29 protein-coding genes are annotated in these 26,307 nt (G+C 42.5%); 10 read left to right on the top strand and 19 right to left on the bottom strand.

Annotation, left to right across the window (positions count from 1 at the left end):
- The first annotated feature begins 45 nt into the window (after positions 1-45).
- Positions 46-492 (top strand): DUF3052 domain-containing protein, encoded by a 447-nt coding sequence (locus KOL94_RS12485; protein WP_221566740.1) that lies wholly within the window; start codon positions 46-48, stop codon positions 490-492.
- A 53-nt stretch (positions 493-545) separates the two neighbouring features.
- Here KOL94_RS12485 and KOL94_RS12490 read toward each other — a convergent pair whose 3' ends face one another.
- The 3 genes from KOL94_RS12490 to KOL94_RS12500 are packed head-to-tail and all read right to left on the bottom strand — an operon-like array spanning position 546 to position 3,386.
- Positions 546-2,120, bottom strand: coding sequence for a flotillin lipid rafts scaffold protein FloT (locus KOL94_RS12490; protein WP_221566741.1), 1,575 nt, complete (start codon positions 2,118-2,120; stop codon positions 546-548).
- A gap of 24 nt (positions 2,121-2,144) precedes the next feature.
- Positions 2,145-2,687 carry an NfeD family protein gene (locus tag KOL94_RS12495; protein WP_221566742.1) on the bottom strand — a complete coding sequence of 181 codons (543 nt, stop codon included), beginning with the start codon at positions 2,685-2,687 and terminating at the stop codon, positions 2,145-2,147.
- A 9-nt stretch (positions 2,688-2,696) separates the two neighbouring features.
- Complete coding sequence (locus KOL94_RS12500) at positions 2,697-3,386, bottom strand: PspA/IM30 family protein (RefSeq protein WP_221566743.1); 690 nt, start codon at positions 3,384-3,386, stop codon at positions 2,697-2,699.
- Between the two features lie 199 nt (positions 3,387-3,585).
- On the opposite strand from KOL94_RS12500, the gene KOL94_RS12505 reads away from it, so the two are divergent.
- The 5 genes from KOL94_RS12505 to KOL94_RS12525 all read left to right on the top strand — a co-directional run bounded on the left by KOL94_RS12505 (position 3,586) and on the right by KOL94_RS12525 (position 7,030).
- Positions 3,586-4,320 carry a Bax inhibitor-1/YccA family protein gene (locus KOL94_RS12505; RefSeq protein ID WP_221566744.1) on the top strand — a complete coding sequence of 245 codons (735 nt, stop codon included), beginning with the start codon at positions 3,586-3,588 and terminating at the stop codon, positions 4,318-4,320.
- Positions 4,321-4,397: 77 nt separating this feature from the next.
- Positions 4,398-4,763 carry a nuclear transport factor 2 family protein gene (locus KOL94_RS12510; RefSeq protein WP_221566745.1) on the top strand — a complete coding sequence of 122 codons (366 nt, stop codon included), beginning with the start codon at positions 4,398-4,400 and terminating at the stop codon, positions 4,761-4,763.
- A gap of 110 nt (positions 4,764-4,873) precedes the next feature.
- A complete protein-coding gene (locus KOL94_RS12515) occupies positions 4,874-5,086 on the top strand; it encodes a hypothetical protein (protein ID WP_221566746.1) in 213 nt (70 codons plus the stop codon).
- A gap of 35 nt (positions 5,087-5,121) precedes the next feature.
- Complete coding sequence (locus KOL94_RS12520) at positions 5,122-6,189, top strand: undecaprenyldiphospho-muramoylpentapeptide beta-N-acetylglucosaminyltransferase (protein ID WP_221566747.1); 1,068 nt, start codon at positions 5,122-5,124, stop codon at positions 6,187-6,189.
- Between the two features lie 388 nt (positions 6,190-6,577).
- Entirely contained in the window at positions 6,578-7,030 is a 453-nt protein-coding gene (locus KOL94_RS12525; protein ID WP_221566748.1) for a DUF6376 family protein, read from the top strand.
- Positions 7,031-7,192: 162 nt separating this feature from the next.
- Here KOL94_RS12525 and KOL94_RS12530 read toward each other — a convergent pair whose 3' ends face one another.
- The 10 genes from KOL94_RS12530 to KOL94_RS12575 all read right to left on the bottom strand — a co-directional run bounded on the left by KOL94_RS12530 (position 7,193) and on the right by KOL94_RS12575 (position 18,396).
- Positions 7,193-8,104: an ABC transporter ATP-binding protein gene (locus KOL94_RS12530; RefSeq protein WP_221566749.1), complete on the bottom strand. Its 912-nt coding sequence runs from the start codon at positions 8,102-8,104 to the stop codon at positions 7,193-7,195.
- Positions 8,092-9,075, bottom strand: a complete 984-nt coding sequence (locus KOL94_RS12535) for an ABC transporter ATP-binding protein (RefSeq protein WP_221566750.1) — start codon at positions 9,073-9,075, stop codon at positions 8,092-8,094. Before KOL94_RS12535 ends, KOL94_RS12530 begins: the two co-directional genes overlap by 13 nt.
- Positions 9,072-10,010, bottom strand: coding sequence for an ABC transporter permease subunit (locus KOL94_RS12540; RefSeq protein ID WP_221566751.1), 939 nt, complete (start codon positions 10,008-10,010; stop codon positions 9,072-9,074). The genes KOL94_RS12535 and KOL94_RS12540 overlap by 4 nt, the downstream gene beginning before the upstream one ends.
- The gene (locus KOL94_RS12545; protein ID WP_221566752.1) at positions 10,007-10,816 is read right to left on the bottom strand and encodes an ABC transporter permease subunit; all 810 of its coding nucleotides are present in this window, start codon (positions 10,814-10,816) and stop codon (positions 10,007-10,009) included. The genes KOL94_RS12540 and KOL94_RS12545 overlap by 4 nt, the downstream gene beginning before the upstream one ends.
- A gap of 235 nt (positions 10,817-11,051) precedes the next feature.
- Positions 11,052-11,672, bottom strand: a complete 621-nt coding sequence (locus KOL94_RS12550; RefSeq protein WP_221566753.1) for a DedA family protein — start codon at positions 11,670-11,672, stop codon at positions 11,052-11,054.
- A gap of 212 nt (positions 11,673-11,884) precedes the next feature.
- Positions 11,885-16,228 carry an alpha-amylase family glycosyl hydrolase gene (locus KOL94_RS12555; RefSeq protein WP_221566754.1) on the bottom strand — a complete coding sequence of 1,448 codons (4,344 nt, stop codon included), beginning with the start codon at positions 16,226-16,228 and terminating at the stop codon, positions 11,885-11,887.
- Positions 16,229-16,722: 494 nt separating this feature from the next.
- Positions 16,723-16,890, bottom strand: a complete 168-nt coding sequence (locus KOL94_RS12560; protein WP_221566755.1) for a hypothetical protein — start codon at positions 16,888-16,890, stop codon at positions 16,723-16,725.
- 13 nt (positions 16,891-16,903) lie between these two features.
- Positions 16,904-17,956, bottom strand: coding sequence for a M28 family metallopeptidase (locus tag KOL94_RS12565; protein ID WP_221566756.1), 1,053 nt, complete (start codon positions 17,954-17,956; stop codon positions 16,904-16,906).
- On the bottom strand, positions 17,880-18,146 hold the full coding sequence (locus KOL94_RS12570) for a hypothetical protein (RefSeq protein WP_221566757.1): 267 nt from the start codon (positions 18,144-18,146) through the stop codon (positions 17,880-17,882). The genes KOL94_RS12565 and KOL94_RS12570 overlap by 77 nt, the downstream gene beginning before the upstream one ends.
- A 58-nt stretch (positions 18,147-18,204) precedes the next feature.
- Positions 18,205-18,396, bottom strand: a complete 192-nt coding sequence (locus KOL94_RS12575; protein WP_221566758.1) for a hypothetical protein — start codon at positions 18,394-18,396, stop codon at positions 18,205-18,207.
- Positions 18,397-18,560: 164 nt separating this feature from the next.
- Here KOL94_RS12575 and KOL94_RS12580 point away from each other — a divergent pair, with 164 nt between their 5' ends.
- Positions 18,561-18,881, top strand: coding sequence for an ArsR/SmtB family transcription factor (locus tag KOL94_RS12580; RefSeq protein WP_221566759.1), 321 nt, complete (start codon positions 18,561-18,563; stop codon positions 18,879-18,881).
- Between the two features lie 198 nt (positions 18,882-19,079).
- Positions 19,080-19,946, top strand: a complete 867-nt coding sequence (locus KOL94_RS12585; protein ID WP_221566760.1) for a permease — start codon at positions 19,080-19,082, stop codon at positions 19,944-19,946.
- 397 nt (positions 19,947-20,343) lie between these two features.
- Here the strand turns inward: KOL94_RS12585 and KOL94_RS25780 are convergent, their stop codons facing one another.
- From KOL94_RS25780 to KOL94_RS12610, 5 genes are all read right to left on the bottom strand, one after another.
- On the bottom strand, positions 20,344-20,625 hold the full coding sequence (locus KOL94_RS25780; RefSeq protein WP_369010059.1) for a HesB/IscA family protein: 282 nt from the start codon (positions 20,623-20,625) through the stop codon (positions 20,344-20,346).
- 74 nt (positions 20,626-20,699) lie between these two features.
- A complete protein-coding gene (locus tag KOL94_RS12595; protein ID WP_221566762.1) occupies positions 20,700-21,167 on the bottom strand; it encodes an ArsI/CadI family heavy metal resistance metalloenzyme in 468 nt (155 codons plus the stop codon).
- 40 nt (positions 21,168-21,207) lie between these two features.
- The gene (gene arsC, locus KOL94_RS12600; RefSeq protein WP_221566763.1) at positions 21,208-21,627 is read right to left on the bottom strand and encodes an arsenate reductase (thioredoxin); all 420 of its coding nucleotides are present in this window, start codon (positions 21,625-21,627) and stop codon (positions 21,208-21,210) included.
- Positions 21,628-21,791: 164 nt separating this feature from the next.
- Positions 21,792-23,090, bottom strand: a complete 1,299-nt coding sequence (locus KOL94_RS12605; protein WP_221566764.1) for an arsenic transporter — start codon at positions 23,088-23,090, stop codon at positions 21,792-21,794.
- A 100-nt stretch (positions 23,091-23,190) separates the two neighbouring features.
- The gene (locus KOL94_RS12610; RefSeq protein ID WP_221566765.1) at positions 23,191-23,535 is read right to left on the bottom strand and encodes an ArsR/SmtB family transcription factor; all 345 of its coding nucleotides are present in this window, start codon (positions 23,533-23,535) and stop codon (positions 23,191-23,193) included.
- Positions 23,536-23,957: 422 nt separating this feature from the next.
- Here KOL94_RS12610 and crcB (KOL94_RS12615) point away from each other — a divergent pair, with 422 nt between their 5' ends.
- Entirely contained in the window at positions 23,958-24,347 is a 390-nt protein-coding gene (crcB, locus tag KOL94_RS12615) for a fluoride efflux transporter CrcB (protein WP_221566766.1), read from the top strand.
- Positions 24,344-24,697: a fluoride efflux transporter CrcB gene (crcB, locus tag KOL94_RS12620; protein WP_221566767.1), complete on the top strand. Its 354-nt coding sequence runs from the start codon at positions 24,344-24,346 to the stop codon at positions 24,695-24,697. The genes crcB (KOL94_RS12615) and crcB (KOL94_RS12620) overlap by 4 nt, the downstream gene beginning before the upstream one ends.
- Positions 24,698-24,813: 116 nt before the next feature.
- Here the strand turns inward: crcB (KOL94_RS12620) and KOL94_RS12625 are convergent, their stop codons facing one another.
- Positions 24,814-25,971 (bottom strand): glycosyl hydrolase family 18 protein, encoded by a 1,158-nt coding sequence (locus KOL94_RS12625; protein WP_221566768.1) that lies wholly within the window; start codon positions 25,969-25,971, stop codon positions 24,814-24,816.
- Positions 25,972-26,307 lie beyond the last annotated feature (336 nt).

Raw genomic sequence — 26,307 nt, forward strand, 5'->3', positions numbered from 1 at the left:
TTTAGATAAACTAAGGTCATTACATTTGTATTGAGGAGATCCGTCATGCATCCCATATTGAAAAAGATGAATTATAAAAATCAGGCTGAAATCTGGGTGATCAAAGCACCCGCAGAGTTTGAAGAAACGATGAAGGAAATAGCAGATGAAGTGACAATCATGGAAGACTTGAAAGCTGGAAGCAAAATTCACTTTGTTCTTGTATTCGCTTATGAAAAGGCAGATGTAGGTCCATTTGTAAAGGAACTCCTGCCTCAACTGGAAGAGGATGCCGTTGTCTGGTTTGCCTATCCGAAGAAAACGTCTAATCAGTACAATTCCGACTTGACGAGAGATACAGGATGGCAACCGTTAGGCGATGCTGGTTTCGAAGGTGTCAGACAGGTTGCGATCTGGTCCGCACTACGTTTCCGACACGTGGACAATATCAAAACGTTGACACGTAATAAGAAGCTCGCGATGACTGAGCAAGGGATGAAGAGGGAAATCTGATACGTGTAGTGACATTAATTTGGGGATGATCCATACGGACCATCCCCTTATTGTTATTTCTCGCTTTTCACATATTCATTTTCTGGTTTTGCTTCGTTTTCGTTGGTAGGGAGACCGTCTCTTTTACGGGTGATTTCTCTTGTCAATTCATCAACGCTTGATCGGACGTTCCCTTTTCCAGAGAAGTTTTCAATCAATTCCTTGACGTCTAAGCCGGAAGAAGCCTTCAATGACTCCTGAAGTGTAGACATCAAGTTTGTGGCATAGCCCGTTACCTTGTTCGCTCCTCCACCTTCACCGCTGCCCGTATCGACGACTGTAATCTTATCAATATTACCCAGCGGACTTGCAATTTCTTTTGCATAGGAAGGGAGCATATTGATGATCATATCGAGCATCGCTGCTTGACCATATTGTTCAAAAGCTTCTGCAATCTTCTGTTTCGCTTCCGCTTCTGCAAGACCCTTCAGACGGATGACTTCAGCTGATGATTCACCTTGAGCTCGTTCTGCGTCAGCCTTCGCGATACCGTCGATACGGATTTTTTCCGCTTCTGCTCTTGCCATTGATTCAATGCGATATTGTTCTGCATCTGCTGAAGCGATCTGTTTCCGTTTGTCTGCTTCTGCGGATTGTTCAACAGCATATCGATCTGCGTCCGCCTTCTTTTTGACTTCGGAATCATATTGCTTCTCACGACGGGCGATTTCTTTTTCTTCGAGTTCGATCTGCTTTTGACGCTCGATGATTTTGATTTGCATTTGATGCTCTGTAACCTCTTGCATCGATCTTGCTTCTTCTAAGTGATAAGCCTGGTCAGCACGGGCTTTTGCACGGTCCTGCTCTTCACGATATTCCGCTATTTTCAACTGATTGATTTTTTCTGCTTCAGCTACCTCAGTTGCACGTTCCAGCTCGGATTTCTTCGCATCTTTATCTGCTTCTGCACGTTTGATACGCGTTTCCTTTTCTGCTTCGGCAGTAGCGATATCCGCATCCCGTTTCACCTGAGCGATCCGTGGCTTACCGAGTGACTCAAGGTATCCGTTTTTGTCACGGACATCTTTAATTGTGAAGGAGACGATGTTCAGCCCCATTTTCGCAAGATCTTGAGAAGCGACACGTTGTACTTCTTGCGAGAATTTTTCACGGTTCTTGTAAATTTCTTCGACCGTCATCGATCCGAGAATTGAACGTAAGTGTCCCTCTAGAACTTCACGCGCTTCATTCTCACGATCACTCTTGGTTTTACCTAAAAATTGTTCCGCGGCCGTAGCGATTTCGCCGATCGATCCGCCGATTTTGATGATCGCTGTACCGTCAGCCATAACCGGAACACCCTGCTCTGTGTAAACTTCTGGTGTCTGTACATCAATTTTACTCGACAAGAGACTTAACGATTCAGCTTGTTGGAAAACAGGAAGCACGAACGTACCGCCCCCGCGGACGATTTTGATTTTATTACCGGCATCATCAATGTTTACGTTCTTTGATCCGAGGTAACTTCCTGTGACGATCAATGCTTCATCAGGACCCGCTGTACGGTATTTTGAAACGAAAACCCCGATTAAAGCTATCAATAAAAATGCTACGATTCCAATGACAATGAAAAGTGGACTTAGACCCATATGATCCTCCTTAAAAATGAATTGTTACACGTTGAAGGTTTCTTGTTCGTATCGGGTAACGTGCAGAACCCCATCTTTGGTGTCGATGATCAAAATATCAGAGCCAGCCTCGATTGGTTCGTTATCCAGACTGACGGCAGACTTAGCGATATTTCCGCTGTTCCCGCTGATCAATACCTCACCATAACCATCAACAGGAATGGAAATGATGACTTTGCCGATCCGGCCTTGTAAGTCTTCTATCGCATACGTATTGGATTCTTCCGCGGATGAGAGTGGAATCAACACAAATACGTTCAACAAAGTAACGAATAAGAATGCTAAAAGTGCAGAAACGACCAGGAGGATCCAGCTGTTCATTCCAGTCATGATTTCAAGTAAGTATCCGGATGCATTGAAAATGGTAAGGAAAGAAAGAATCAATGTCGGGTTGAAGAACGTTTCTGACAAGACCTCGAAAATCCCTTCCAAAACATCGCTCATTAATATATAAATGAGCGTTAAACATCCTCCGATGATGAGTCCATAGAGATAGAGCGTCTCTATGGGATATCCAAATAACTCCATATAAATCCCCTATTCGATTGTTCCATTTGATTGGTTTGCAATTCGTTCTTTCAATAAACGCAGTTCATCGTCCACACTGCTTTTCTTCTCCACTTCCTTCAATTCGGTGTCCAACGTTCTGCTTGATACGTTAAGGTCCTCACTTGTTTCTGCTTCAGCCTCAAACCTGAACACCTTCTCTTCCATTCGTTTGAAGCCGTTTTTTGAACCTCCGCTATTGTGCATCGCCATGGAACGGTTGATGTTTGTGCGTGCTTTAGCAGACTGGGCGCGGGAATTCAATGTGGCTTTCTTCAGTTCCATATCACGAAATTCAGATTTCATTTCAGTCAGCTTTTCTTTGAGTTCTGCTGCAGTTTTAGAAGCCTCGATGTAGAGGTGCTCTAATTGTTCCGCTTCTTTCTGAAGACGCGATTTATCTTCGAGCGCTCTTTTCGCCAAATCTTCATTGTCTTCTTGAAGTGCACGGATTGCCTGTTCTTCACGTTTCTTGACCATCGATTGGGTCTCTTTCCATTTCAACTTCAGCAGTTTTTCTTCTGCCATGATCTTAGCAGTGGCCTTCTCTGCTTCCTGGATATCAGAAGCCATCTCACGTAAATACTGCTCGACCACTTTGATCGGGTCTTCTGCTTTATCAATCAGGCTGTTCAATTCCGAATTGACGACCGTCTTCACCCGTTTAAAAAGCTCAAACATCTAAATCCCTCCATTTTCTCGAATTTGATCAGAAACGCTCAATTATACTCACTCTTTATTACGGTTCCTATTGTAAATAGTTTCATATATTTGTTAAAAAATGTTTTTCCCTTCGATTACAAGTTGTAGAAGACGGCACATTTCGTTGAGTATGTTAAAATTTGTATCAATTAGTTGTATTCCTAAATGAGGTGATGATATGCGTAGTTCGAATCCGAGTTTGAATGATAGAACGTTCAGTAGATTTCGAGGAAGTGCTTCAGCAGGTAACGCGATGACCATCGGTGGTGCCGTAAACAAGACTTTCATTTTGCTTGTCGTGTTGATGGGTAGTGCCTTCTATTCATGGAATGAGTATTTTTCAGGCAACATGATACAACACTTATTATGGATCGGGGTGTTGGGCGGTCTTGTGATGGCATTGATCACTGCTTTTGTTCCGAGGATTTCCCCACTCACCGCTCCTGCTTATGCTTTGTTAGAAGGGCTGGCGATCGGTGCTTTATCTGCAATCTATGAAGCTCAATACAGCGGCATCACCTTGCAGGCCGCTCTCCTTACGATCAGTACGTTATTAGCAATGCTGCTTTTATATAAGACAGGTATCATAAAAGTTACGAAGAATTTCAGAAGAGGAGTCATATCTGCGACTATGGGAATTTTCTTTGTTTACTTGATTGATATCATCCTGAGGTTTTTCGGGATGGATGTTCCATTTCTTCATGAAACAGGCATGGTTGGTATTATCATTTCATTAGTAATCGTCGGAGTGGCTGCCCTGAACCTGGTATTGGATTTTGATTTCATTGAGTCAGGTGCCAGACAGCAGGTACCGAAATATATGGAGTGGTATGCTGGGTTTGGGCTATTGGTCACGCTTGTCTGGTTGTATATTGAAATGTTGAGGCTGCTATCGAAAATCAGAAGAAATTGATATGGGGGTCATGTAATGGGAGATTTGAGAGTTGTGCATGCGAAAGCGTGGTTTCATGATGTATTTGGAAAAGGCGAATGGCTCGGTTGGATGAGATTGCAGTGGATGAAGTGAGAGTGAATACTGCCGGACGCCATTCAGTCGGAAAACAGGAATTCGTCCAATTTCTGGACTGGTACCGGTCTACGTTTACAAACAGTGAATGGGACTTACACGATATCATCGTTGGAGATGAGAAAGTCGTCATCCGGTACACTGGAACAAGCACCTATGCCGGAGGATGGCTCGAGTTGCCTGCTCGTGACGAACCGGTAAAAGAAACAGGTGTATTGATTTTCGCTTATGAAGGTAATCTGATCAGCGAGATATGGTGCGAATTGAGCGATCTTGAGGTTTACAGTGATCTAGGTGGCCTGACTCATATCAAAAATCCGCAAAGCTGAAATGGTTTGGATTAGGCTGTAACGTCGGGCTAGAACCAGCCTTCGATAAAGACTGACCGACAGTTGTACGTATTAGGGCAGACCGTCTTTTAGCAGGTCAACCCCTAATTATGCCGTTACACAAACGAATAAAACAACAGTCTGTCAAAAATGGTGAACATATGCGGGATGAAACACAATCACAACCGATATATAATAAAGGCAGTGCTCTATTCAGCGGTGCCAGGCACCGATTGAGAAGCCCTGGTACCATTGAATTGCTGATCGGTGCCTGGCACACTTTCAAACTCCTTGGGAGAGTAAGCCTCAATTTTGGTGCCTGACACGGAAAGTGCAGTTTAATAAAAGGATGATGTAAATGAAGCGTATTTTGTTAACGGGGGGCGGTTCGACTGGCCACGTCGCTGTCAATCTTGCCTTGATCCCTCACTTGAAACGTAATAATTGGGAAATCCATTATATTGGATCACAGGGTGGAATTGAACGTGAATTGATCGAACATCTCTCTGATGTTACGTATTATCCGATTTCTACAGGAAAACTGCGGAGATACTTCGATATCAATAACTTTAAAGATCCGTTCCGAGTCATCAAAGGGATCGGTCAGGCGTATCGGATCATCCGGAAGGTGAAGCCGAGTATCGTTTTCTCTAAAGGGGGCTTCGTTTCAGTGCCTGTAATACTTGCCTCCCGCCTTACGAAAACGCCAGTCATTTCCCACGAGTCTGATATGAGTCCTGGACTTGCGAATAAAATTTCAATGCCATTCGCTTCAAAGGTATGCGTGACCTTCCCGGAAACACTCAAACACATTCCAGAAGACAAAGGAATTTTACTCGGGTCCATTGTCCGTGAAGAATTACGTACAGGTTCGAAACGGAAAGGGCTTCATTTCTGTGATTTCACTGAATCCAAGCCAGTCATCCTCGTAATGGGCGGAAGCCAGGGAGCTAAGAGGCTTAATGAGGCTGTAAGAAATCTTGTACCGACCTTGACTGAAAATTATCAAATCGTCCATCTCTGCGGAAAAGGGAAAGTCGATGAAACGATCAATGTTCATGGATATAGGCAATTTGAGTATATAAAAGATGAGTTACCTGACATTCTCGCTATGACGGATCTCGTCGTCACCCGAGCAGGATCAAACTCGATCTATGAATTTCTCGATCTGCAGATTCCGATGATTCTTATACCGCTTCCTCTCAGCCAGAGCCGCGGTGATCAGATCCAAAATGCTGAGTCTTTTAAAAAGCAAGGCTTTGCTGAAGTGATTCAAGAAGAAGACGTAACTGATGAATCTCTTCAGCAATTGATAGAGAAAACATACAATGAACGCAATCAATATAAAAGAAGTATGCAGCGGAGCGAGCAAAGTAATCAACTGGAAAAGCTTTACGGTCTGCTTGATGAGTACAGAAAGCATTAGAAATAATTGATTTTCCAAGCATTTTTCACTAAACTGTTAGTAAGAAAATTTATAGATTTATTCCTTAAAGGGGAGTAGCTTGTCACAACGAAGTCGTCATTACAGGCACTATGCCTCGGCTTTGTTGGCAACGTCCATGTTGTTAGCGAGACCTTTACCAGTATTCTGGTGGTCTCTTTACGATAAACGTGATCACCAATAAAGGTGGTCACGTTTTTGTTATCCTATGAAAGGAGTGGTGAAATTGGGTTTCAAAAAATTGATCAAAGCGTTCATCTTGAAGAAAGGATATAGTGTTGCTAAGAAACATATTATACCGATGGCAAAAAAAGAATTGAAAAAACGTCGTAAAAGATAAATCAAAACCTTATTGAAAAGGAGAATATTTATGAAAAAATGGTTCCTCTCTCTCACACTCGGTGCGATGTCAGTTCTCATATTAAGCGGTTGTTCCTTACTCCAAGGAGTCGATGACACCCTTGAGTATGTAAACAGTGCTACTGATTACATTAACACAGCCAAAAGTTTTGCTGATGAAGCACCAGCATTAGCTGAACGGGCAGCTTCGGACCAGGAATCCCGGGTCGAACTGGAAGAAAGACTCAACCAGATGAAGGAAGATATCGCAACATTTAATGAACTGAACCCCCCAGGAATCGCGGAGGGCGTACACGGGAAAATAGTCGGATACAATGACACGCTCGAACAGGGAATTGATGGTTATCTACGCAATGTTGAAAATGGGGAAGTAGATCCAAAACTGCTGGAAGACTATGAAATCCTGCAAACAATCAATCAATTGACCAATATCATGGATCAGCTAGAACAGCTTGGCTCATGATAGACATGATGAAGAGGACTGGGCTGTCCCAAAGTGTCTGAGTCTCTCCGAACTTAACAACATTTTGAGAAAAATCATGGTTTTGATTCAAAATGTTGTGTTGGAGGTGTCTGACACTTTTCTTTTAAGACAGCCCCGTCCTTTTTTGATTGATATTCTCATCTAGTTTACAGTGCTGACTTCAAAATTCTTGATTTCAATGACATTTGAAGCAACATAATGCTCCTTGCCGATATTGATCAGATGCGGGGGATGTGGTGAAGCTGGAGGGACGATGATTTTCTCCTGGATCACATCCCGTTGAGTCGGATCGTTTCTTGGAATGGATGAGAGTAGAGACTTTGTATAGGGATGGACAGGATTCCTGTAAATTTCCTCTTTACCGGACATTTCCAACATATGTCCTCCATTCAATATACCAACCCGATCGCTCATATGGTGCACAACACTTAAATCATGTGAAATGAAAATGGATGTCAGATTGAATTCTTTCTGCAGATCCTTTAATAGATTCAATATTTGTGCCTGCACAGATACGTCTAATGCTGAAACAGGCTCATCAGCAATGATCAGTTTAGGATTCAATATCAGTGCACGGGCGATTGCTATCCGTTGTCTTTGACCTCCTGAGAACTCATGGATTGTTTTATGATAGGAGCTTTTGGGAAGCCCTACATTTTCAAGCATCTGAAAAGCTCTCTGCGTTCTTTCCCCCTGTGAAAACATCTTCTGTATAACAAGTGGTTCTTCGAGAATGTCCCCTACTTTCAACCGGGGACTAAGAGATTCATAGGGATTTTGAAAGATCATCTGGAAATCCTTTCTCATCCCCCTCAATTTTTTACCGGTTAATCTCGTCAGATCGACTCCAGCAAACTTGATAGAACCATAGTCAGGAGCCAAGAGCCGAATAATCGTTCTTCCAAGCGTCGTTTTTCCAGACCCTGATTCTCCTACGATACCTAATGTCTCACCTTCGTATACATTGAAGGTGACCCCTTCAATCGCCTTTTTTATACTTCTGCCATCTTGAAACGAAGTAGAAAGATTTTGGACTTCAACTAATGTTTGCATGCCTTCAACACCTCAGATCCTTCATCAAAAAACCTTACATAGTGACCAGGTTCAACTTCAATCAAGGTTGAAGGTGAATGATACACCATTTCATCAGCCGAAAACGTTTCCGGAGCAAATTTTCGTCCTCCATAACCAGCTTGCAAACTGACGGCATCCTTTATCGTCTGTAAATGCTCCTTAGGCTCTTCGATTTTCGGGATACTCTCCATCAATCCCTTCGTATAGGGATGAATGGGATTTTTAAAAAGCGTGAATACATCTGCCGATTCGACGATTTTACCCCCGAACATCACCAATACCCGATCCGCATATTCTGCCACTAGCCCGAAATCATGAGTGATCAGGAGGAGAGAGGTAGCAGTCGTTTTCTTATACTCGTTCATCAAGTCAAGAATTTGTTTTTGTATCGTGACATCAAGTGCAGTTGTGGGTTCATCCGCAATAATCAGCTGTGGCTTGCATGAAATCGCCATTGCAATGAGAGCACGCTGTTTCATTCCGCCGGAAAGCTGACCAGGGTATTGATCGAACACTTCTGTCGGGTTGTGGAAGCCTACTTCCGTCAATAAACGCAGCGCCTCCCGTTTAAGTTCTTTACGATTCATCAGCCGATGATAAACGAGACCATCTGTAATCTGTCTACCGACTTTTATGGAGGGATTCAATGATACAGAAGCATCCTGGAAAATCAACGAGATCTCTCTCCCTCGTATTTTTTGTAATTCTTTATCTGGCAGTACTAATAAGTCTTTGTCATTATAGAAAATACGTCCATTACGAATACCTCCATTAGCAGGTAAAAGCCCCAGGATAGAGAGGGAGGTCACACTTTTTCCGGATCCAGATTCTCCGATTAGCGCAACCGTTTCACCTTTATCGATTGAAAAGCTGACATCATCGATTGCGACGAATTCATCCTTTTCAGAGCCAAATCCGACGCTCAAATTTTGGACTTCCAAAAGCTTCATATTCCCCTCCCCCTTTCTCCGTGTTTCATAGCATTCTGCATGCCATTTATGATCAAGTTCATTGAAAAAATCGTCAATGAAAAGAAAGCTAAAGGTATAAGGACGACATGTGGGCTATGTACGATTTCTTGAAAATTATTGCCGATAAGACCTGACCATTCTCCAGACAGCGAGACAAATACCTCGTGTGTGCTTAATAAATCCCCATCCAGGATCGTTTTGACCCCTCCAAGGAAAATCAATAAAACTCCAAGATGAGCAAGCAGGATCATTACCTGAATAATTTGTTGGGCTATTACTAATAAGAAGCGGCTGGCCATCTCTGGCAGTACGTGCTTGACATATACATATCGATGCTTCGCACCAAGCGATAAAGTGCTGACAATGTGTTCCTTCCTTGTGATCATTGCCATATCCTTTGAAAAAACCGATATGAGAGGCGGAACCCCGATCAAGATCAATATGATGCTCTGGATCAATACGATTTCAAAGAAACTGATCCCTTCCTGCGCTTGTTTTACCGCTAATGGAGCCATTAGCAAATACCCTAATATTGAAGCTGGAACAAAAAGGGTGGATTCGATGATATCTTCAAATATAGGACGTAGTTTTTTATTGTATTGATGGTAAAAAATCGCCAGCACACCAGCGATGATAACCCGTATTAAAGCAATCGCAATCGTGATCAACAGTGTATACTTGGCACCACTGATTACCAGGCTCAGCAAGTTCCTGCCGAATCGATCCGTTCCGAACGGAGGGACCTGTGATGGCGAAAAAGGAGCAACATCAACCAGCTTTCCATCTTTATAGAGATATTTGACTTCCTCTGGAGGGTCAGAAAATAACGGATATACAAGACTCAACACTAGCAATGACAATACGATGAAAGCGCCAATCAAAAACTGTGGTTGTTTCCATATGACCTTGTTCATACGTGTCCCTCCCCTCGATCACCAGTGGCTCTATCAAGCAACGCTTGAGCTGCTTCGAACAATAATAAGAAAGGAATTGTGATCATGATCGTACTTATAATAAATACAAAAATATTCGTGCTAAGCATGATTCTCATCAATCCGTGGATGTTGAACACGTATTCCATGATAAAAAGATTCGATAGCATGAAGACGAAAATCGTTTTGAAATAGAGGAACAGATTGAATAAAACGTTTCTGAACACATGGCGGAACAGTATGTAATAATCACCAAGCCCCATTGATTTTGCCACTTTGACGTAGGCTTTATTCTTCTCTTCCTCAAGTAAAAGGAACGTGATTTTGAATAACTGGATGGTAGGCAGAACAGATAGGACCAAAATCGGCAGCAAATAAATTTTATCATCATAGACCACCGTCACATTACTGATGAGCCAGCCTGTTTTCTGGTAGATATAAACGATCAACAGTTGCAAGGATAGTACAATGAACAAATCTGGAATTGATTCGAACAGCGTTAGTAGCCCGTAGACCATCCTCTTTAGAAAATGCGGCAATAAAGTAGTGCAAAATGTAAACAAAATGGCAAAAACCCAACCGAGTATCAATGCTCCGAAAAAAATCGTCATCGAATAAGTGTACTTGTCAAAAATACCAGGAAATAGATCATATGTTTTTCCATTGAATGTGTAGGATTGGAGATTGATCGTCTGGTCGAATCCATAAAGAAGACTCGGTAAAAAACCGATGAAAATGATTCCGATTATAATAGATTTCAATCGTTTAAAATAAACACCCAATGACACCTTTTTATCCCCCTTCTATTTAATGGGTTTCTCTTTGTAACCTTAGTAAATTTGTGAATATTTTGAAATAATCGTAACAATGAAATCGAATTATGTAAACAAATTCCATCTAACGAAATAAAGAAAACTTGGCACAGATAAGCTTTAGCGCAAGCTGTGCCTTAGTTGCCCTTATATTGAAGAAAGTATTTATACTTTCTTTAAATGTTAAAAAGACGACCAAAACGGCCGCCGATTAACGAGAATTTAATTTTTTCCTTTTATGTTGCACATACCAGGCAATAAACAAAATCGCCCCAATGCCAAGTATGATGTAAATCGTTTTCGAATAGAGCTTCACATATTCGATGATACCTGTCCAATTTTCACCGAGTGCAGCCCCAATGCTTACAAGTAGGATATTCCAGATGACCGTTCCAAGTGTGGTGAGAACGATGAAGAAGAGAAATGGCATGTTCGACATGCCCGCAGGGATAGAAATGACACTTCGTAAAAATGGCATCATCCTTCCAAAGAAAACCGTCCATTTTCCATAGCGATCGAACCAGTCATCTGCACGTCTTACATCCTTCTTTTTCACTCGGAGAATGTGTCCCCAACGATCAATCATTTTTTCTAAGTTTTCAACATCCAAAAGCAATCCGAGACCATAAAGCACTATAGCCCCAAATACCGAACCAGCTGTCGAAGCTAAGATGACACCGATGATGTGCAGGTCTGTGGCAGTCGTGACGAACCCACTGAACGGCAGCACCACCTCGGAAGGAATCGGGGGAAAAAGATTTTCCAAAGCCATTATAAGGAAGATGCCAAAATACCCATAGTTCTCAATGAACTCTGTATACCAACTCTCCATCACATGCTCCTTTAAACGAACTTCTACTCCATTTATCTTCTTATAATACTTCCCAAACCACAAAGTTTCAAAACAGTGAGTGTGACGGTACCACGTTTGGTACCTGGCACCGATTCAGAAGCTTTCTCCCCCAACGAATTCAAAACGGTGCCAGGCACCCAAATAGAACCGTTGCTGCATAAGGGTTCCCAAAGTGTACCTGGCACCATTAATTATTCTTTCACCAGTGTGAAGGTGATGTCTTTGGTGTTTTTGTCAATTGCTCCTGTATCGTTGTTGAAGATTTCAGATTTGTTTTCTGCTGTCGGTTCGATGTGGATGTCAAATACATTCTCCCCTTCAGAAAGATCGACATCGTGGCTCCAACTCATATCTTCATTAACTGTTACCGCTTCACCATTGATGGTAAGTACACCTTCTTTGATTGCGTTCCCGCTTAAAGTGACACGATTATCTGTTACTGTTTGTCCACCTGCATGTGAAGTAATGACGATAGGTTGATCGATCCACCGGAGAATCGTGTCTCTCACAACCATTTTATTATTGCCCTGATTTTCAACTATGACTTTCAGGTCCGTTCCTGGTGCACCATAGCCATAATAACTGATATCATCGTCAGTCGGGTCATCTGGGGTGTGGTCAGCGAGTCCTTCTTGGTCCCATGAATTTCCCTTCACGTATTTATACGTCAATACTTCACCGACCTGCATGTCAACTGTATATTCCCAATCCGGTGTCACCGCACCATTACGGCTCATTTCCCACGCGCTTGTATTCCAGCCGTTCAAGCTGTTTGGCATCGTTATTTTCGTATCAAGCGGTGTATAACCCGGTGCGTTCACCTTGAACGTCACTTCTACCATGACGATATCTGGAGTTACTGCTACAGCGTTGGATTCCTTAAAATTTCCGTACTGATCATAGACGCGAACGACATAGGAATACTCCTTGCCATTTTCGACACTCAGGTCTTGATAACTGACCGCTTCTGGATCCCAAATTTTATCAATCACAACACCATCTCGGACAATCGCGATCATGTAAGGATCATCAGGATGTTCCAAACTCCAGTTCAAATTGACCTGACCAGATTCCTGTGTCGGTTGCTCTAAATTGACCGACTCAACTGGCGGCGTTTCGTCTTCAGATTTCGTGATCGCTACCGATTGTTCCTCAGAATAAATCCAATTTCGTCCAATGTCCGTCGTAAAGGCATAACGGTATTGATAGTCACCGACTTCTAAAGGTAAAAACTCTGCTGAAAAGCTATTCGACCCATCTTCTTGACCAGTATAACGAGCCTCGATCATTTCCCATTCTTCAGAACCAGGGGAGCGAACTTGCAATTGAGCTTGCAGTCCTTCAACGAGATCATCAGCTGAAAAATCACCAACTGCTATGCTCGCTTCAACCGTTTTCGGTTCAGCCAAATCAAGAACGGAAGTTTCAAGCTCCGTTACACCATTGATTGTATAAGAACCTTCAATCAACGGAATATGCGGAATCACCTCTTTGGTCGCAGTTTTAACCGATTCATTCCCATGTTGATCCACAGCCGTTACGGCAAAAAAATACTTCCTCCCGTTATCAAGTCCTTCGATTTTAACCGAAGTATCTGTTGCGGTTTCAACCTTCTTATAAAGAGCCCCTTCAATATTCGTCATATATACATTGTATTGTTCTGCTTTTCCAGACCAGGAAAGGATGACCTCTCCTACACCCTCTTCAGCTTTCAAACCATCTACTGACACAGGTGGTTTAACTTTCGCATTTTTAGATACAAGCATTTGACCGCTCATGGCTGGAATCGTCAATGTCACTTTTCCATCTTCCACTTTTACTACATTCTTTTCCGAAAGCTGATCTTTAAAATCAACCCCATTAAGAGCGAAGTTTTTCACATCCACTTCGACTGTCTTCTCTTCATTTCCGCGGTTGATCGCCACAAGCCCAGCCTTTTTATCAAGACTCCGGCCATAGACAAATACATCTCCTTCGGTGTGAAGGTTCTGCAGATCACCCTGCGCAAAAAGACCCTGATGCTGCTCGCGGATTTCACCGAGTTTCTGATAATGCTTAATCAGCTCCTCATTCTCTCCGCCCCATGGGTATGTCCGCCTGTCATCCGGATCCTTGGAGCCAGTCAGTCCTGTTTCATCACCGTAATAGACCGTCGGCGCACCAGGGTATCCGAACTGGAAGATTGCCGCTAGCTTTAATCTTTTAACACCCAGTTCATGGTCATAATTTGCGTCAAGTTCCGCCCGTTCCGCATTTTCAGATCCATTTCCGAGCAAAAAGACTGCTCGAGCTGTGTCGTGTGATCCCATCAAGTTCATCAAGTTGTAAAATGCCTCTTCAGGATAGTCTTCCTGGATGGCGTTCAGCTTTCCGGCTGCTCCACTAGCGTTCCCGTTCCGTAAATAATCAAGCATCGCACCACGGAATCTGTAGTTCATCACTGAATCGTAGAGATCACCGAGGAAGTACTTGGACGCATCATCCCAGATTTCACCGAGAATCAACGGATCATCCTTTGTTTTTGTTTTCGTTTCTTTCATCTCCGTACGGAACTCTCTCCAAAACTCTGGATCTACTTCATTGGCAACATCCAAACGCCAACCGGACCCGCCTCGCTTCAACCAGGATTTTGAAACGGAGTCCTTATCGTACATGATATAATCCGCAAACTGTTCATTATTCAGTTCAGAATCATAAGGTACAGTATCTCCAGGGACTGATGCAATTTCTGGCAGACTATCAAATCCCCACCAGGCCTGGTAGTCATAGCGTTCATTCGGGGTCCCTTCTTCCACTTTATTATTCTCGATATTGAACCAATTATGGAACCCGTACTTACTGAAAACCTGTCCTTCAGCAAGAAATTCTTCCTCAGCTTTGGCCTTTGCATCTTCCTTCGACAAACCATCGTTATTCATATAATCATAGATTCGTGCCCAATACTCATAAGCGCCGACCGTCTCATATTTTCCATAACGATCAAAATAAATCGAGTCATCTCCTACATGGTTGAACACGCCATCTAGAATAAGGTGCATATCTCGTTTCTTCAATTCATGCGTAAACTTCTTGAACTCCTTTGGTGAGCCGAACATCGGATCGACCGCTTTAAAATCCGTCGCATCATATTTATGATTTGAAGCCGCATAGGCCACCGGATTGAGATAGATTGTATTTACACCAAGAGATTGGATGTAATCTAGCTTCTCATGAATCCCTTTGATGTCTCCTCCAAAGAAATCGTTGCTCCAGATTCCATCTCCCTCATAATCTGAATTACTTTCAAGCCTCGGATTATCCGGAAGCTCTTCCCAATCCTGATGCTCGATCGGCTCATCGCCACGTGCATGTTCCTTTGCATCGTCGTTTTTTGGATTACCGTTATAAAAACGGTCAGGGAAAATTTGATAGACGACCGCTTCCTTCATCCAGTCAGGTGTTTTATACCCTGGGTCATAGACAGTCAGCTGGAAGAAATCGAGTACGTTATCACCAGCACGACCCGTGTGACCCTGACGTGTATCTTCTCCGTATTCTTTTGCGGTTTTTCCATCTAATGCAATGAATTTATACCCGTAAACGCCTTTTTCCTCAGGAATGAACGTCGCTTCCCAGTATTCTCGCTCCCCTTTTCCCTCAACTTCTGTCCAGCCAACCTTCTCCATCTTGATCATCTTCGAATTTCCAGATGTCTGATTTTTTAAAAGAAGATTGGCCCCTGTCAGGTCACCTTTTTCAGCTTCAAAACGCAGTTTCACTTCTTTTCCGGTTTCAATCGCACCGAATGGTTTCCGGTAAAGCTCATCCCACGTATCGTGATAGAGCTTGTCTGCCTTAACGCCTCCATCCGGACCGGAAGCTTGGTTGCTCGTCGTCACTTCCTTCGTCTCGTGGTTATAATAGAACGTCACCTCTTGATCATGTATTACGTGCAACTTGAAGTTTTCGCCGGGGTATTCTTCTCCCCACTCATTTCCGATCACGACCTTGAACTCATAGTTTCCTTCTGAAACGTTGGCTGTGAATTCGTATATGTTATCGTAGTTTTCATCCTCTAATATCGCTGTTGAAGTTCCCGGTGACCATTCATCACCAGCACTGATTGCTGACTGAAGTGATCCTGCCAGACGTGGTAATCGATCCTCGGTCATGGTGGTCGTCACATGCGTCTCGTCATTGTAAACAAAGAGGACTTCTTTTTCTTCTTCTAGTGTAAAGGACATATTTTGACCGCCCGCTACGCCATCCGCACCGTAATTTTCATCCCAGCTTCCGTTGATGGCAATCTTATATTCATAGGTGCCTGGGGATAACGTCTTTTTCAAATAATACTTCCCGTTTTCTGCATCCGTCATCTTCAACTCGTCAGATGCTGGGTTCCAATATGTACCATCCCCTTCTTCCCCAAAGTTTCCTGCTAACCGCACTTTCCGTTCTTCGGCATCAGCGTTAGAAGGCTGTACCCCTGAAAATATCTGCATGGTCAAAAGAAACACCATGAACAACAAAAATGTCTTTGAACGTCGTATTTTCACAATCATACCCCTTTCATTTTTAGTCTGAAAATATTTTCTGTGCAAACGTTTTCACAGTTGTTAAAAAAAGAACGGCTGCCATAAGTTCTTCTTCAACTTGTGCAACCGTTTTCATTATATTATACAGAATGTTGAAAATACTTTATATGGGACGAATGACATAAATAAAGAAAACTTGGTAATCTCAAGCCTTAAACGCGAGCCGTGGCGCTACATTTAAAGCCTGTTTTCTATAAATTTGTTGCTATTGAATTCGGTTTGTATTGATAAAGATGTGTTTGGAAACCTGTGAGCGGTTGAAATATACAAGACTCCTACGGAAACAGCGAGCCAAGCGAGACCCCGCAGTCTTTAAAAGGATCTTCGACTAAAAACCACCACGTCCTGTGGTGAACGTCGAATCCAGCACATCTTGTGCAAGTGAGGAGGCTTTTGGTTCGCCCGTTGATAGCCAAAGAAAAGGATGCCGGCTAGGCACCCTTTACGTAGGTTATTCAACAACAAGTATCTGCTTCTTCCTCTGATCCGCAACATGTTTCTTCTTTCGAACTTCCGCAGCAAGAGTCGTTTTCCTCAACTGATACTTCCTTGATTTCTACTCCACAGCAGTCGTTTTCTTTACCTTTTCCACTACCAGATACCTTTTTGATAAATTGAATCATGTTAATCATCTCCTTAATAAAGTTTTTGTTTTGCGATTTCATAAACCATTTCTTCTGTTATATGAACCCATTGAGACAGTGCTTCGAAATTCAGCGCTTCAACCGTATCATCTGGTGTATGAATACTGACCGATTTCATCAACGGCTTCTGCCCTAAGCCCAATGCGGGTACACCAGCATTTCTGAAAGCCACAGAATCTTCCCCGCCGTAATCCTTCCATTTGATTTCAATCCCCTTTCGATCGAAGACCTTTTTCGCAAGTAGAGGAAGCCAATGGATCGGTTCTGTATATCCGATCCGTACCATTTGGACTTCTGGTTCCTGGCCAATGCAATCGAGATTGATGGCTCCGATCATATTTTCTTTAAAAGACTCAATGAATTGTTTTGCACCTTGTAAGCCAGATTCCTCACCAGAGAAAAAAACAATAACGATATTGAATGGATATTGTTTTTCTGTACTGATGAGTTTCTTTGCGGTTTCAAGCAAGGTGACAACACCAGAGATATTGTCAATCGCCCCTTGAAATCGATGACCACCCGGATCGGCACCTTGATGATCGTAATGAGTGGATAATACAAGCGTTTTGTCCGGATTACTTCCCGAAAGAAATCCGATTACATTGTTGCAAGGAATGGCTTCATTTTTGAGAGGTAAATCTATCTTCACTTTGTTGCCAGTCATTTTAACAAGGCTATCAATCAAGCTTTTTCTGACTTTAATAACTGGAACCTTGGGATTTTTTGGTCCGTTGATCATTTTTACGAACCATTTTGGGTTTCCATGTTCAATAAGTAGCGCTTTAATGTCATAATCGATCGCTGCTTGAACGGTACCTTTCAAATCAAATCCATTTGGCCTTTTACTGATCAAAACAACCTTATCTTTAATTGAACCTTCGTCGACCAGCTCTCCATCTTTTATCACGATTAGATCACCATCTATCCGACCTCCAGAGGAATACCGGTTCCATTCTGTAAAATCGACCCTATGCTCCAATACTTTCTCTCCGATTTGCAATTTTGCCGGGCCAAACAAGCGAGAACCGAACACCTCGATCGGCATCAAATAATTCCCTATTGACGGAAGCGGTTGATAGCCAAACGTCTTCAAGTTCAAGAAATTGTGCAGCACGGTAGGCACCGGAAGTTCCTGATAGTCTTCCGGAAAAATCCTCTCCAGTCAAGACCTCGGCATATTCCTTCATCCGTGCCTGTTCTTCAATGGTTGAAATCGTGTTTTGAAGTTTGCTCAATCATTATCACCTGCTTTCACTTAATCAATTTTTTTTGATTTTAGTGTCATAAAAATTATCAGCAGGCACATTCATAGTCACATTCTGAGTGAGACTCCATATTTGTTTTTGGAGAGGTGAATCTCGAATACAGCTTTTTCAACTTGAGCCAAGCTGTTTGTTGCTTGTTTGTTTCAACCCTTGGCAAGCTATTGTTCAGTTGTTCCTTTCGATACTTAAGTTCTGATTCGATTGAATAAAAATCCATCATTTTTGACTCCTCCTTAAATCAATCTTTCTTGATTAATTAGATTATATTCTCGCGGGTTCTATTTTGCAACTATAAAATCAATTTTTTTTGATTTAATGATTGCATTTCTACTTTTCCCATAATATACTGTGATTAATCAAACTTTTTTGATCGAGGTGAATGATATGAAACAAATCAAACTCGTAGATGAGTCCCTTCCTCGCACATTTGAGAAATATGAAGCCAAATTCAAAGCCATTGCTGATAAGAAACGACTCCAGTTGATGTACCTTCTTACCCAAAAAGGTGAAATATGCGTCTGTGATCTTGTTGAAATGATGGAAATGCCGCAATCGAAACTCTCCTATCATCTGAAAATATTGCTGGATGCCGGGGTCATCACAAGAGAAACGCGAGGTACATGGAGTTACTACAAATTGAATCAAGATGAAGTGAACCACTTGCTATCTGCAGAACTCTGCTGCTTATTCAGACCTTCTTGTTAACAGAAGGTTTTCTTTTCACCTTATTAATCAATTTTTTTTGATTTATAAAATAGCCTGTGTATTCGCGACACTCCTGTGGGAAAAGCGATATCCCGAAGCGAGGCACGTGCAAGGAGGATTGTGGATTGCCCGCGGTAAGGGAATGAATTTCAAAGCAATAACATAGTGAAAAAAATAAAAATGAAAAGGATGATTCCCATGTGGATGGAAACATTAAAAAACTTTTTATGGATTGCATTTGAATTGACTGTTCTATTCGTCGTCATTTCTTTTGTCATCAGCCTTCTCCAAGGCTATATCCCTTATGAAAAAATCGAAAAGAAGCTAGTAGGTAAAAACAAACTTCTAGCCGCTTTTTTCGCTTTATTCTTCGCTTTCATTACACCATTTTGCTCATGCTCAACCATTCCTGTTGTCGTCAATATGCTGAAGCAGAAACTTCCCTTCAACATCGTCATGATTTTCCTATTCGCCTCACCTGTCCTTGATCCAACCATTTTAACGATCATGGGTGTTATCCTCGGCTGGAAGGTTACAATCATTTACACTATCTTAACGTCTGTATTCTCTGTGGTAATCGGATTCACCCTTGGGGCACTCGGATTCGAAAGAGCAATCAAAAACGTCGTCATGTCAGGATATAATGAGAAAAACCAGAAATTCAATTTTCAGTTGGCATTCAAAGAAACATGGGATTTGATGAAAAGTGTGTATCCGTATTTACTTCTTGGCGCGGGAATTGGGGCAGTCATTCATGGGACTGTACCGACAGAGTGGATTTCAGGTGCTTTTGGAAAAGACGCCTGGTGGCTCATCCCAATAGCAGCTATCGTCGGGGTTCCGCTCTACATCCGCTTATCGAGTATGATCCCGATTTCACAAATTCTGATTGCGAAGGGAATGGCGCTGGGGCCAGTCATGGCGATGATGATCAGTTCTGCAGGCGCAAGTCTTCCGGAAGTGATTTTACTTAAATCGATCTTTAAGAAAGAGCTCGTCATTACTTTCGTCCTCTCTGTCATTACCATGTCAACGATTTCAGGGTTCGTGTTTTATCTGATTTGATGAGAGCAGGGGCTAGTTGAGCAAGTTTTTTGGTGGGTTGAGCAAAAACGGGTGCAGGTGGAGCAATTTGTCCCTGAATTGAGTAACTTTACCTCTGGATCAAGCAACTTTGTCTATAAATTGAGCAATTGTACCCTAAGCTTGAGCAATACAGCCTTAGCTTGAGCAATTCTGCTTCGATCTTGAGCAATTTCAGGCCAAGCTTGAGCAAATTCAGGCCTAGCTTGAGCAATTTCAGGCCTAGCTTGAGCAATTCTCCCTCTATCTTGAGCAATTTTGCCCCTACCTTGAGCAATTCACTACTTTAGTACTACAAATTCAGCACCCAAATTTGAAATTCTCTATAAAATAGAAAAGACCGATCTCCACAATGGAAATCGGTCCTTTTTCATCTTCATTAACAGCATTCATCTTGACCAAGGAATACCAATCCGGCTCCTTGAGGTGTTTGCTGAAAATCTACCGTAATACCTTCAATCATTGAGACAATCCGCTCATCAATCGAGACACGGATACCATTCAATTCCTCTACTTTATCATTCTCTTGAGGCTCATCCAGAGCCATTCCCAATTTGGGACCGCCTCAGCCCATGCCTGCAAAATAGATGCGGATGCCTTTTGCATCATGCTGATGGAGAATGCCTTCGATCGCTTGTTTTGCGGTATCTGTAATTTGCATCAAACTCTTCCTTCCAATTTAAGCATTTCTTACTTAGTCTAGAGTATTCGCTTAACATACTCAACTGTTACACCTTACTTTTTAGGTGATGTCAATTCAATATTGATAGGCTGCGGCTGTGGTGGTGCACAGCATAAGGAAAGATCACGGGCATCCCCTGCGGATTCGAACTCAGAATCCTCTTTGGTATAAAAGATCTCCCAGGCATTCCCGTCTGGATCGTAAACCCAAACCTTATCCTGGACAGCATAGCAGCATGTGGTATCCATTTCATCGATTAAAAGCAATCCAGATTCGCGAAGGCGTTCACCCATTTTCAACACATCTTCTGTATTGTTCACTTGGAAACCTAAGTGATTCAATACACCTTCCTTATTGAAATCGCGGACATTCAACGAAAAATGCAATGCTGGCTCTTCAAGCTCGAACTTCGCATAATTCTCCTTCACTTTCGTCGGCTCAGCACCAAAAAAGCTTTTATAGAATTCAAGAGACTTATCTAGATCACTGCAGTTTACAGCGACATGCATTCGATTGATCATACAAAGCTCTCCTTTATCATTTTTTCCAAACCGGTTAAAATTACTTTCCTTCTTTTCCGAACTTCTGGATGCGTTCACTGATTTCATCGCGGACACGTTGGAAGAATGCCCACTTTTCTTCTTCAGTCCCCTCAGCTTTTGCAGGGTCATCGAATCCCCAGTGGTCGCGTTTTACGTGGGGAGGAGTCATTGGGCACTTATCATTTGCATCTCCACATAGCGTAACGACAAATTCAGCTTTGTTCAAGATTTCTGGATCGATAATGTCCGATGTTTGATCAGTAATATCGATTTCGACTTCATTCATCGCTTTTACCGCGTTCGGATTAAGACCGTGTGCTTCGATTCCAGCAGAATGGACTTCATACTTATCTCCAAGATATTTTTTCCCGAATCCTTCAGCCATTTGACTGCGGCAAGAGTTTCCTGTACATAGAAAATAGATAATTGGTTTAGACATTTCACATAACTCCTTTTAAAAGTTTTATTAGACTTGATTTTGCGAAATCCACTCTCTTTCCGCAGGCGATCCACAATCGTTCCTCGCTTGTGGGGTCTCGCTTTTCCCCCTGGAGTGTCGTGAATTTCACTTTTCATGAAAATCTACGTTCATAATTATTCTTTTTAAGAAATGATCAACAACCAGATGTAAAGTCCGGTTAGGGTGATGAACAATGTTGGGATCGTCAGGATTACACCGATTTTAAAATAATAGCCCCACGAGATCTTGACTCCTTTCAATGAGAGGACATGAAGCCATAACAATGTCGCTAGAGATCCTATCGGAGTGATCTTAGGGCCGAGATCTGATCCGATAACGTTTGCGTAAATCAATGCTTCACGGATCGTACCGGATGTCGCTGTATCTTGAATCGCAAGTGCATCAATCATGACGGTCGGCATGTTGTTCATGATCGAGGAAAGAATCGCTGCAATAAAGCCCATTGATATCGTTGTAACGAACAAGCCTTGATCAGCTGCCGCTTCAATAACCGATGCCAACACATCCGTCAAACCTTCGTTCCGAAGGCCATAGACGACAACATACATACCGATCGAGAAAAAGACGATCGCCCAAGGTGCCCCTTTTACCACTTTCCTGGTCGCCACTGCAGGACTTTTCTGTGCCATGATCAAGAAGAAGATGGCGACGATTCCCGCTATGATCGATACTGGGATGCCGAAAAATTCACTCGCAAAGTATCCAACCAACAGTACAGCCAATACCAGCCAGGAAAGTCGGAACATCTTGTGATCCTTAATGGCATCGACTGGTTTTTTCAGCTGCTTTAAATCATAATCAGCTGGAATATCTTTTCTAAAATATAGATACAAAACAAGAATGCTCGCTCCAATTGCGAAAAAGTTCGGAACGATCATCCGGGACGCATATTCGACGAAACCGATGTCGAACACATCCGCTGATACGATGTTAACCAGGTTACTAACGATTAATGGCAGGGAAGTCGTATCTGCAATAAAACCACTTGCCATGATGAATGGCAGGATCATCCGTTCTTTAAAATCAAGAGCTCGAACCATAGCAAGAACAATCGGTGTCAAAATCAAGGCTGCACCATCATTCGCGAAGAAGGCTGCAACAATTGAGCCGAGAATCGTGACATACACGAACATTTTCAAGCCGTTTCCACCAGCAATCCTTGCCATGTGCAAAGCAGACCATTCGAAAAAGCCGATTTCATCAAGGATCAAGGAAATGATGATGATCGCGATGAAAGCTAGTGTCGCATTCCAGACAATATCAGTAACCGCGATGACGTCGCCAAAATCAACAACGCCGACAAGTAATGCTAAAATCGCGCCTCCACATGCAGACCAGCCGATTCCCAATCCTTTCGGCTGCCAGATGACGAGAACTAATGTAAAAATAAAAATGAATAATGCTAAGATGACTGATAACAATTCAAATCCTCCAATTCTCGTAAAGAAAACTTGGCGAGACCAACAATTGGAAGGTCGAGCCTTAGTTCCGCTTATACTGAAGAAGGTCTATGTACTTTCTTCAAGTGCAGCGGATTCGCAGCCCTGCTTTTTCGAGTGCTTCGAAATGATGAGCACCATCAGGGACATGCTTCAGAATTTCCTTGATCATAGAGTATCCTTCAAACTCTTTATTAATGGAATAAAAGATCCATTGTCCTTTTCGTTGTTCTTTAACAAGTCCAGCATCCCGTAGTTTTCTGAGGTGTTGGCTGATTGCTGGTTGACTCATTTTTAAAATCTCGACGAATTCACAAACACAACAGTCCTGCTCGTTGACAAGTGAAATGATCGTAAGCCGTGTTTTATCGCCGAGTAGTTTTAAAACTTGAGCCGCTTTTTCCGTTTCAATTATTGTCGTTTCCATTAGGATTCACCTCCAACCAAAAATCATTATATAAGTATATTCTTATATATGCAACAGATAATTACTTTCCCACAGCAAATTATGATACATTAAGTTTAGTATTTACAATAAATAGTCCGTTTTAAATAAAGGCTGTTTTCTAAAAGATTGTTGCTATTGAAATACTGTAAGCGGTAGAAATATACGAGACTCCTTCGGGAACAGCGAGCCAGGCAAGACCCCCAGTTTTTAAAAGGATCTTCGACTATAATAAGGACCTCCGACTAAATTCCACCAGGTCCTGTGGTGAACGTCGAAGCCACCACCTCCTGTGGAAGTGAGCGAGGAGGCTAGGGTCGCCCGCTGAAAGCGAGTATATTTTTGTTCCAACCAACAAACAACAATCTTTACGAAAAGAGCGTAAATAAATGAGGTGCACGATATTGAATCTATTACTCGTCATGATTGGCGGATTCTTCGGGTCCATCAGCAGATACATGCTTGGTGAGTGGTTGTATACGGAGAATGGTTTTCCGATCGGAACTTTATCTGTCAATTTGGTCGGGTGCTTTTTTTTAGCCTGGTTTTTGACTTTCATCACTCAAAAGAAATTGGTGTCGCCAAATATATCTTTATTGATCGGGACTGGTTTTACAGGATCCTTCACCACCTTTTCGACCTTCTCGGTTGAATCGATTCAGCTTCTGCAGCATGCACAGATTTTAAGTACGATTGTATATGTGGTGGCAAGTGTGGCTGGTGGACTTGTCTTATCCTACTTCGGTTATAGACTTGCCTACCGGAAAGACGAAGAAAGAGGTGGAACAGGATGATGACACTAGTCGGGATTGGCGGTTCGATCGGAGCACTATTCCGCTATTTGGTCAGCAAATGGATCCCAAGAGAAAGTAATTTATCCTTCCCCTTCGCTACATGGATCGTCAACCTATCGGGTTCGATTATCCTTGGCGTTTTGGCAGGATTATACGTATCCAATCAATCCCCACAATGGGTTTGGTATATGTTCGGAATCGGTTTTTGCGGTGCTTTCACAACCTTTTCAACGTTCAGTATGGAAATGATGGAGTTGTTGAGAGTAAAGAGGTTCAAGACCATAGGCATTTATCTGCTTTCATCAATCCTGCTCGGTCTCATTGGAGCGGCTATTGGCCTTTACATTTAAAGCTCAACCAAAACCGATTTTGCCATGTTTTCTTGATAGGATTTATAAGCTGAAAAGGGACTGTCATAAAAAATAAGTGTCAGACACTTTTTAGACAGCCCCTTTTTGTTTCATGTTTACGGTTTTTTGATCGTAAATTGATCCTCTAACATCGTCCAGTTTTCAGGAAACTCTTCTCCGAGTACCCAATACGCAAGTCCTCTAAGTTTGTATTCTTTCACAAGATTGAATTTTGCTTGCATACTTTGCTCATTTTCGAACCAGACCTCATGTTCTTTTCCTTGATCATCTTTATATTTGAAATGTGGTGCCTGAGATTTATTATCGTATTGGACCTCCACATTTTCTTTGGTAGCGAGATCAGCAGCCTCTTTTGGAGACAATCGTTTTGCAAACTTACCACCCTTTTCGTATGGCAGGGTCCAATCATAGCCATAAAGTGGTGCACCCATAACAATTTTCTCTGGCGGTATTTTGGATAAAGCATATTCTACTACTTCTCTTACTTGAGGAATCGGAGAAACTGCCATTGGAGGACCGCCTGACCAGCCCCACTCATACGTCATCAGGATCACGTAATCAGCTAACTCTCCATGACGTTTATAATCATGTGCACCATGCCAGGGACCTGCTTCTTCATCACTCTTTTTAGGAGCCAGAGCTGTTGAAACGGTGTGACCTGCCTTTCTTACTTGCGGGAGGATTGTGTCAAGAAATCCATTATACAGCTCACGATCCTTTTCGCGGATATGCTCAAAATCGATGTTTAATGCTTCATATCCTTTTTGTTTCATCGTTGTTAAAACATTTTGGATCAGAGCCTTGTTCGCTTTCTTATCCGTAAAAATGGTGTGGGCGATATCAGGTGAAAAATTCCCTTCTGTAAAATTCGTAAGTACCATCATCGGTGTAGCGCCAGCTTTTTTCGCCTCTGCAATTGCAGCTTCATCCTTGATCGGGGTCAAACTTCCATCGGCCTTGACCTGATAGCTGAAAAAAGCGACGTTTGACAAGTGTTTCCCAACCTTTTTTACTTCATTGACTGCTTTATTCGGGTCGATGGGTTCTAAGAATCCGATTGTTTCAATCTGCATTTTTCCATGCTTGGTGTCTTTCGGATTGACCTCTTGAATTTTCGCCTCATTGGATTCAGGTGACGGATGCGGATTTGCTTCGGTATTTTCCGGACTGGCATTAGTGCCAGGGTTGTTATTACCACCACAAGCCGTCAAAACAAGGGATAGTGAAAATAAGATCATTGTTAATTTCTTCATCAGAACAACTCCTCTAGGTTTCGTATCATTAGGTTTTGTAACGGAAAGAGGAGTTATGCACCAATGTTCCTAAACTAAACTATGGGTGGAAGAATGGTCTGATGTCTACCCTATGTTTTCTTAAAGTGAAATTCGCGACACTCCTGCGGGAAAAGCGAGCCCGGAGAGACCCCGCAGCGAATTACCTTCGTCTATAATAAGGATCTTCGACTAAATTCCACCACGTCCTGTAGTGAACGTCGAAGTCAGTACATCCTGTACAAGTACGTCCTGTGGTGAAGGTCGAAGTCAGTACATCCTGGACAAGTACGCCCTGCGCCTGCGGTTACTCGGCGC

The sequence above is a fragment of the Alkalihalobacillus sp. TS-13 genome (assembly GCF_019720915.1).
Taxonomy (GTDB): domain Bacteria; phylum Bacillota; class Bacilli; order Bacillales; family Fictibacillaceae; genus Pseudalkalibacillus.

Excerpts from the sequence above, each read along its gene's own strand:
- KOL94_RS12585 (WP_221566760.1), top strand. The coding sequence starts at position 19,080 with ATGTGGATGGAAACATTAAAAAACTTTTTATGGATTGCATTTGAATTG.
- KOL94_RS12515 (WP_221566746.1), top strand. The coding sequence starts at position 4,874 with ATGCCGTTACACAAACGAATAAAACAACAGTCTGTCAAAAATGGTGAA.
- KOL94_RS12550 (WP_221566753.1), bottom strand. The coding sequence starts at position 11,672 with ATGGAGAGTTGGTATACAGAGTTCATTGAGAACTATGGGTATTTTGGC.
- KOL94_RS12520 (WP_221566747.1), top strand. The coding sequence starts at position 5,122 with ATGAAGCGTATTTTGTTAACGGGGGGCGGTTCGACTGGCCACGTCGCT.
- KOL94_RS12540 (WP_221566751.1), bottom strand. The coding sequence starts at position 10,010 with ATGAACAAGGTCATATGGAAACAACCACAGTTTTTGATTGGCGCTTTC.
- KOL94_RS12535 (WP_221566750.1), bottom strand. The coding sequence starts at position 9,075 with ATGAAGCTTTTGGAAGTCCAAAATTTGAGCGTCGGATTTGGCTCTGAA.
- crcB (WP_221566767.1), top strand. The coding sequence starts at position 24,344 with ATGATGACACTAGTCGGGATTGGCGGTTCGATCGGAGCACTATTCCGC.
- KOL94_RS12625 (WP_221566768.1), bottom strand. The coding sequence starts at position 25,971 with ATGAAGAAATTAACAATGATCTTATTTTCACTATCCCTTGTTTTGACG.
- KOL94_RS12500 (WP_221566743.1), bottom strand. The coding sequence starts at position 3,386 with ATGTTTGAGCTTTTTAAACGGGTGAAGACGGTCGTCAATTCGGAATTG.
- KOL94_RS12595 (WP_221566762.1), bottom strand. The coding sequence starts at position 21,167 with ATGATCAATCGAATGCATGTCGCTGTAAACTGCAGTGATCTAGATAAG.
- KOL94_RS12510 (WP_221566745.1), top strand. The coding sequence starts at position 4,398 with ATGGCTCGGTTGGATGAGATTGCAGTGGATGAAGTGAGAGTGAATACT.
- arsC (WP_221566763.1), bottom strand. The coding sequence starts at position 21,627 with ATGTCTAAACCAATTATCTATTTTCTATGTACAGGAAACTCTTGCCGC.
- KOL94_RS12575 (WP_221566758.1), bottom strand. The coding sequence starts at position 18,396 with ATGATGGATTTTTATTCAATCGAATCAGAACTTAAGTATCGAAAGGAA.
- KOL94_RS12565 (WP_221566756.1), bottom strand. The coding sequence starts at position 17,956 with ATGCCGATCGAGGTGTTCGGTTCTCGCTTGTTTGGCCCGGCAAAATTG.
- KOL94_RS12525 (WP_221566748.1), top strand. The coding sequence starts at position 6,578 with ATGAAAAAATGGTTCCTCTCTCTCACACTCGGTGCGATGTCAGTTCTC.
- KOL94_RS12560 (WP_221566755.1), bottom strand. The coding sequence starts at position 16,890 with ATGATTCAATTTATCAAAAAGGTATCTGGTAGTGGAAAAGGTAAAGAA.
- KOL94_RS12495 (WP_221566742.1), bottom strand. The coding sequence starts at position 2,687 with ATGGAGTTATTTGGATATCCCATAGAGACGCTCTATCTCTATGGACTC.
- KOL94_RS12580 (WP_221566759.1), top strand. The coding sequence starts at position 18,561 with ATGAAACAAATCAAACTCGTAGATGAGTCCCTTCCTCGCACATTTGAG.
- KOL94_RS12530 (WP_221566749.1), bottom strand. The coding sequence starts at position 8,104 with ATGCAAACATTAGTTGAAGTCCAAAATCTTTCTACTTCGTTTCAAGAT.
- KOL94_RS12610 (WP_221566765.1), bottom strand. The coding sequence starts at position 23,535 with ATGGAAACGACAATAATTGAAACGGAAAAAGCGGCTCAAGTTTTAAAA.
- KOL94_RS12485 (WP_221566740.1), top strand. The coding sequence starts at position 46 with ATGCATCCCATATTGAAAAAGATGAATTATAAAAATCAGGCTGAAATC.
- KOL94_RS12505 (WP_221566744.1), top strand. The coding sequence starts at position 3,586 with ATGCGTAGTTCGAATCCGAGTTTGAATGATAGAACGTTCAGTAGATTT.
- KOL94_RS12490 (WP_221566741.1), bottom strand. The coding sequence starts at position 2,120 with ATGGGTCTAAGTCCACTTTTCATTGTCATTGGAATCGTAGCATTTTTA.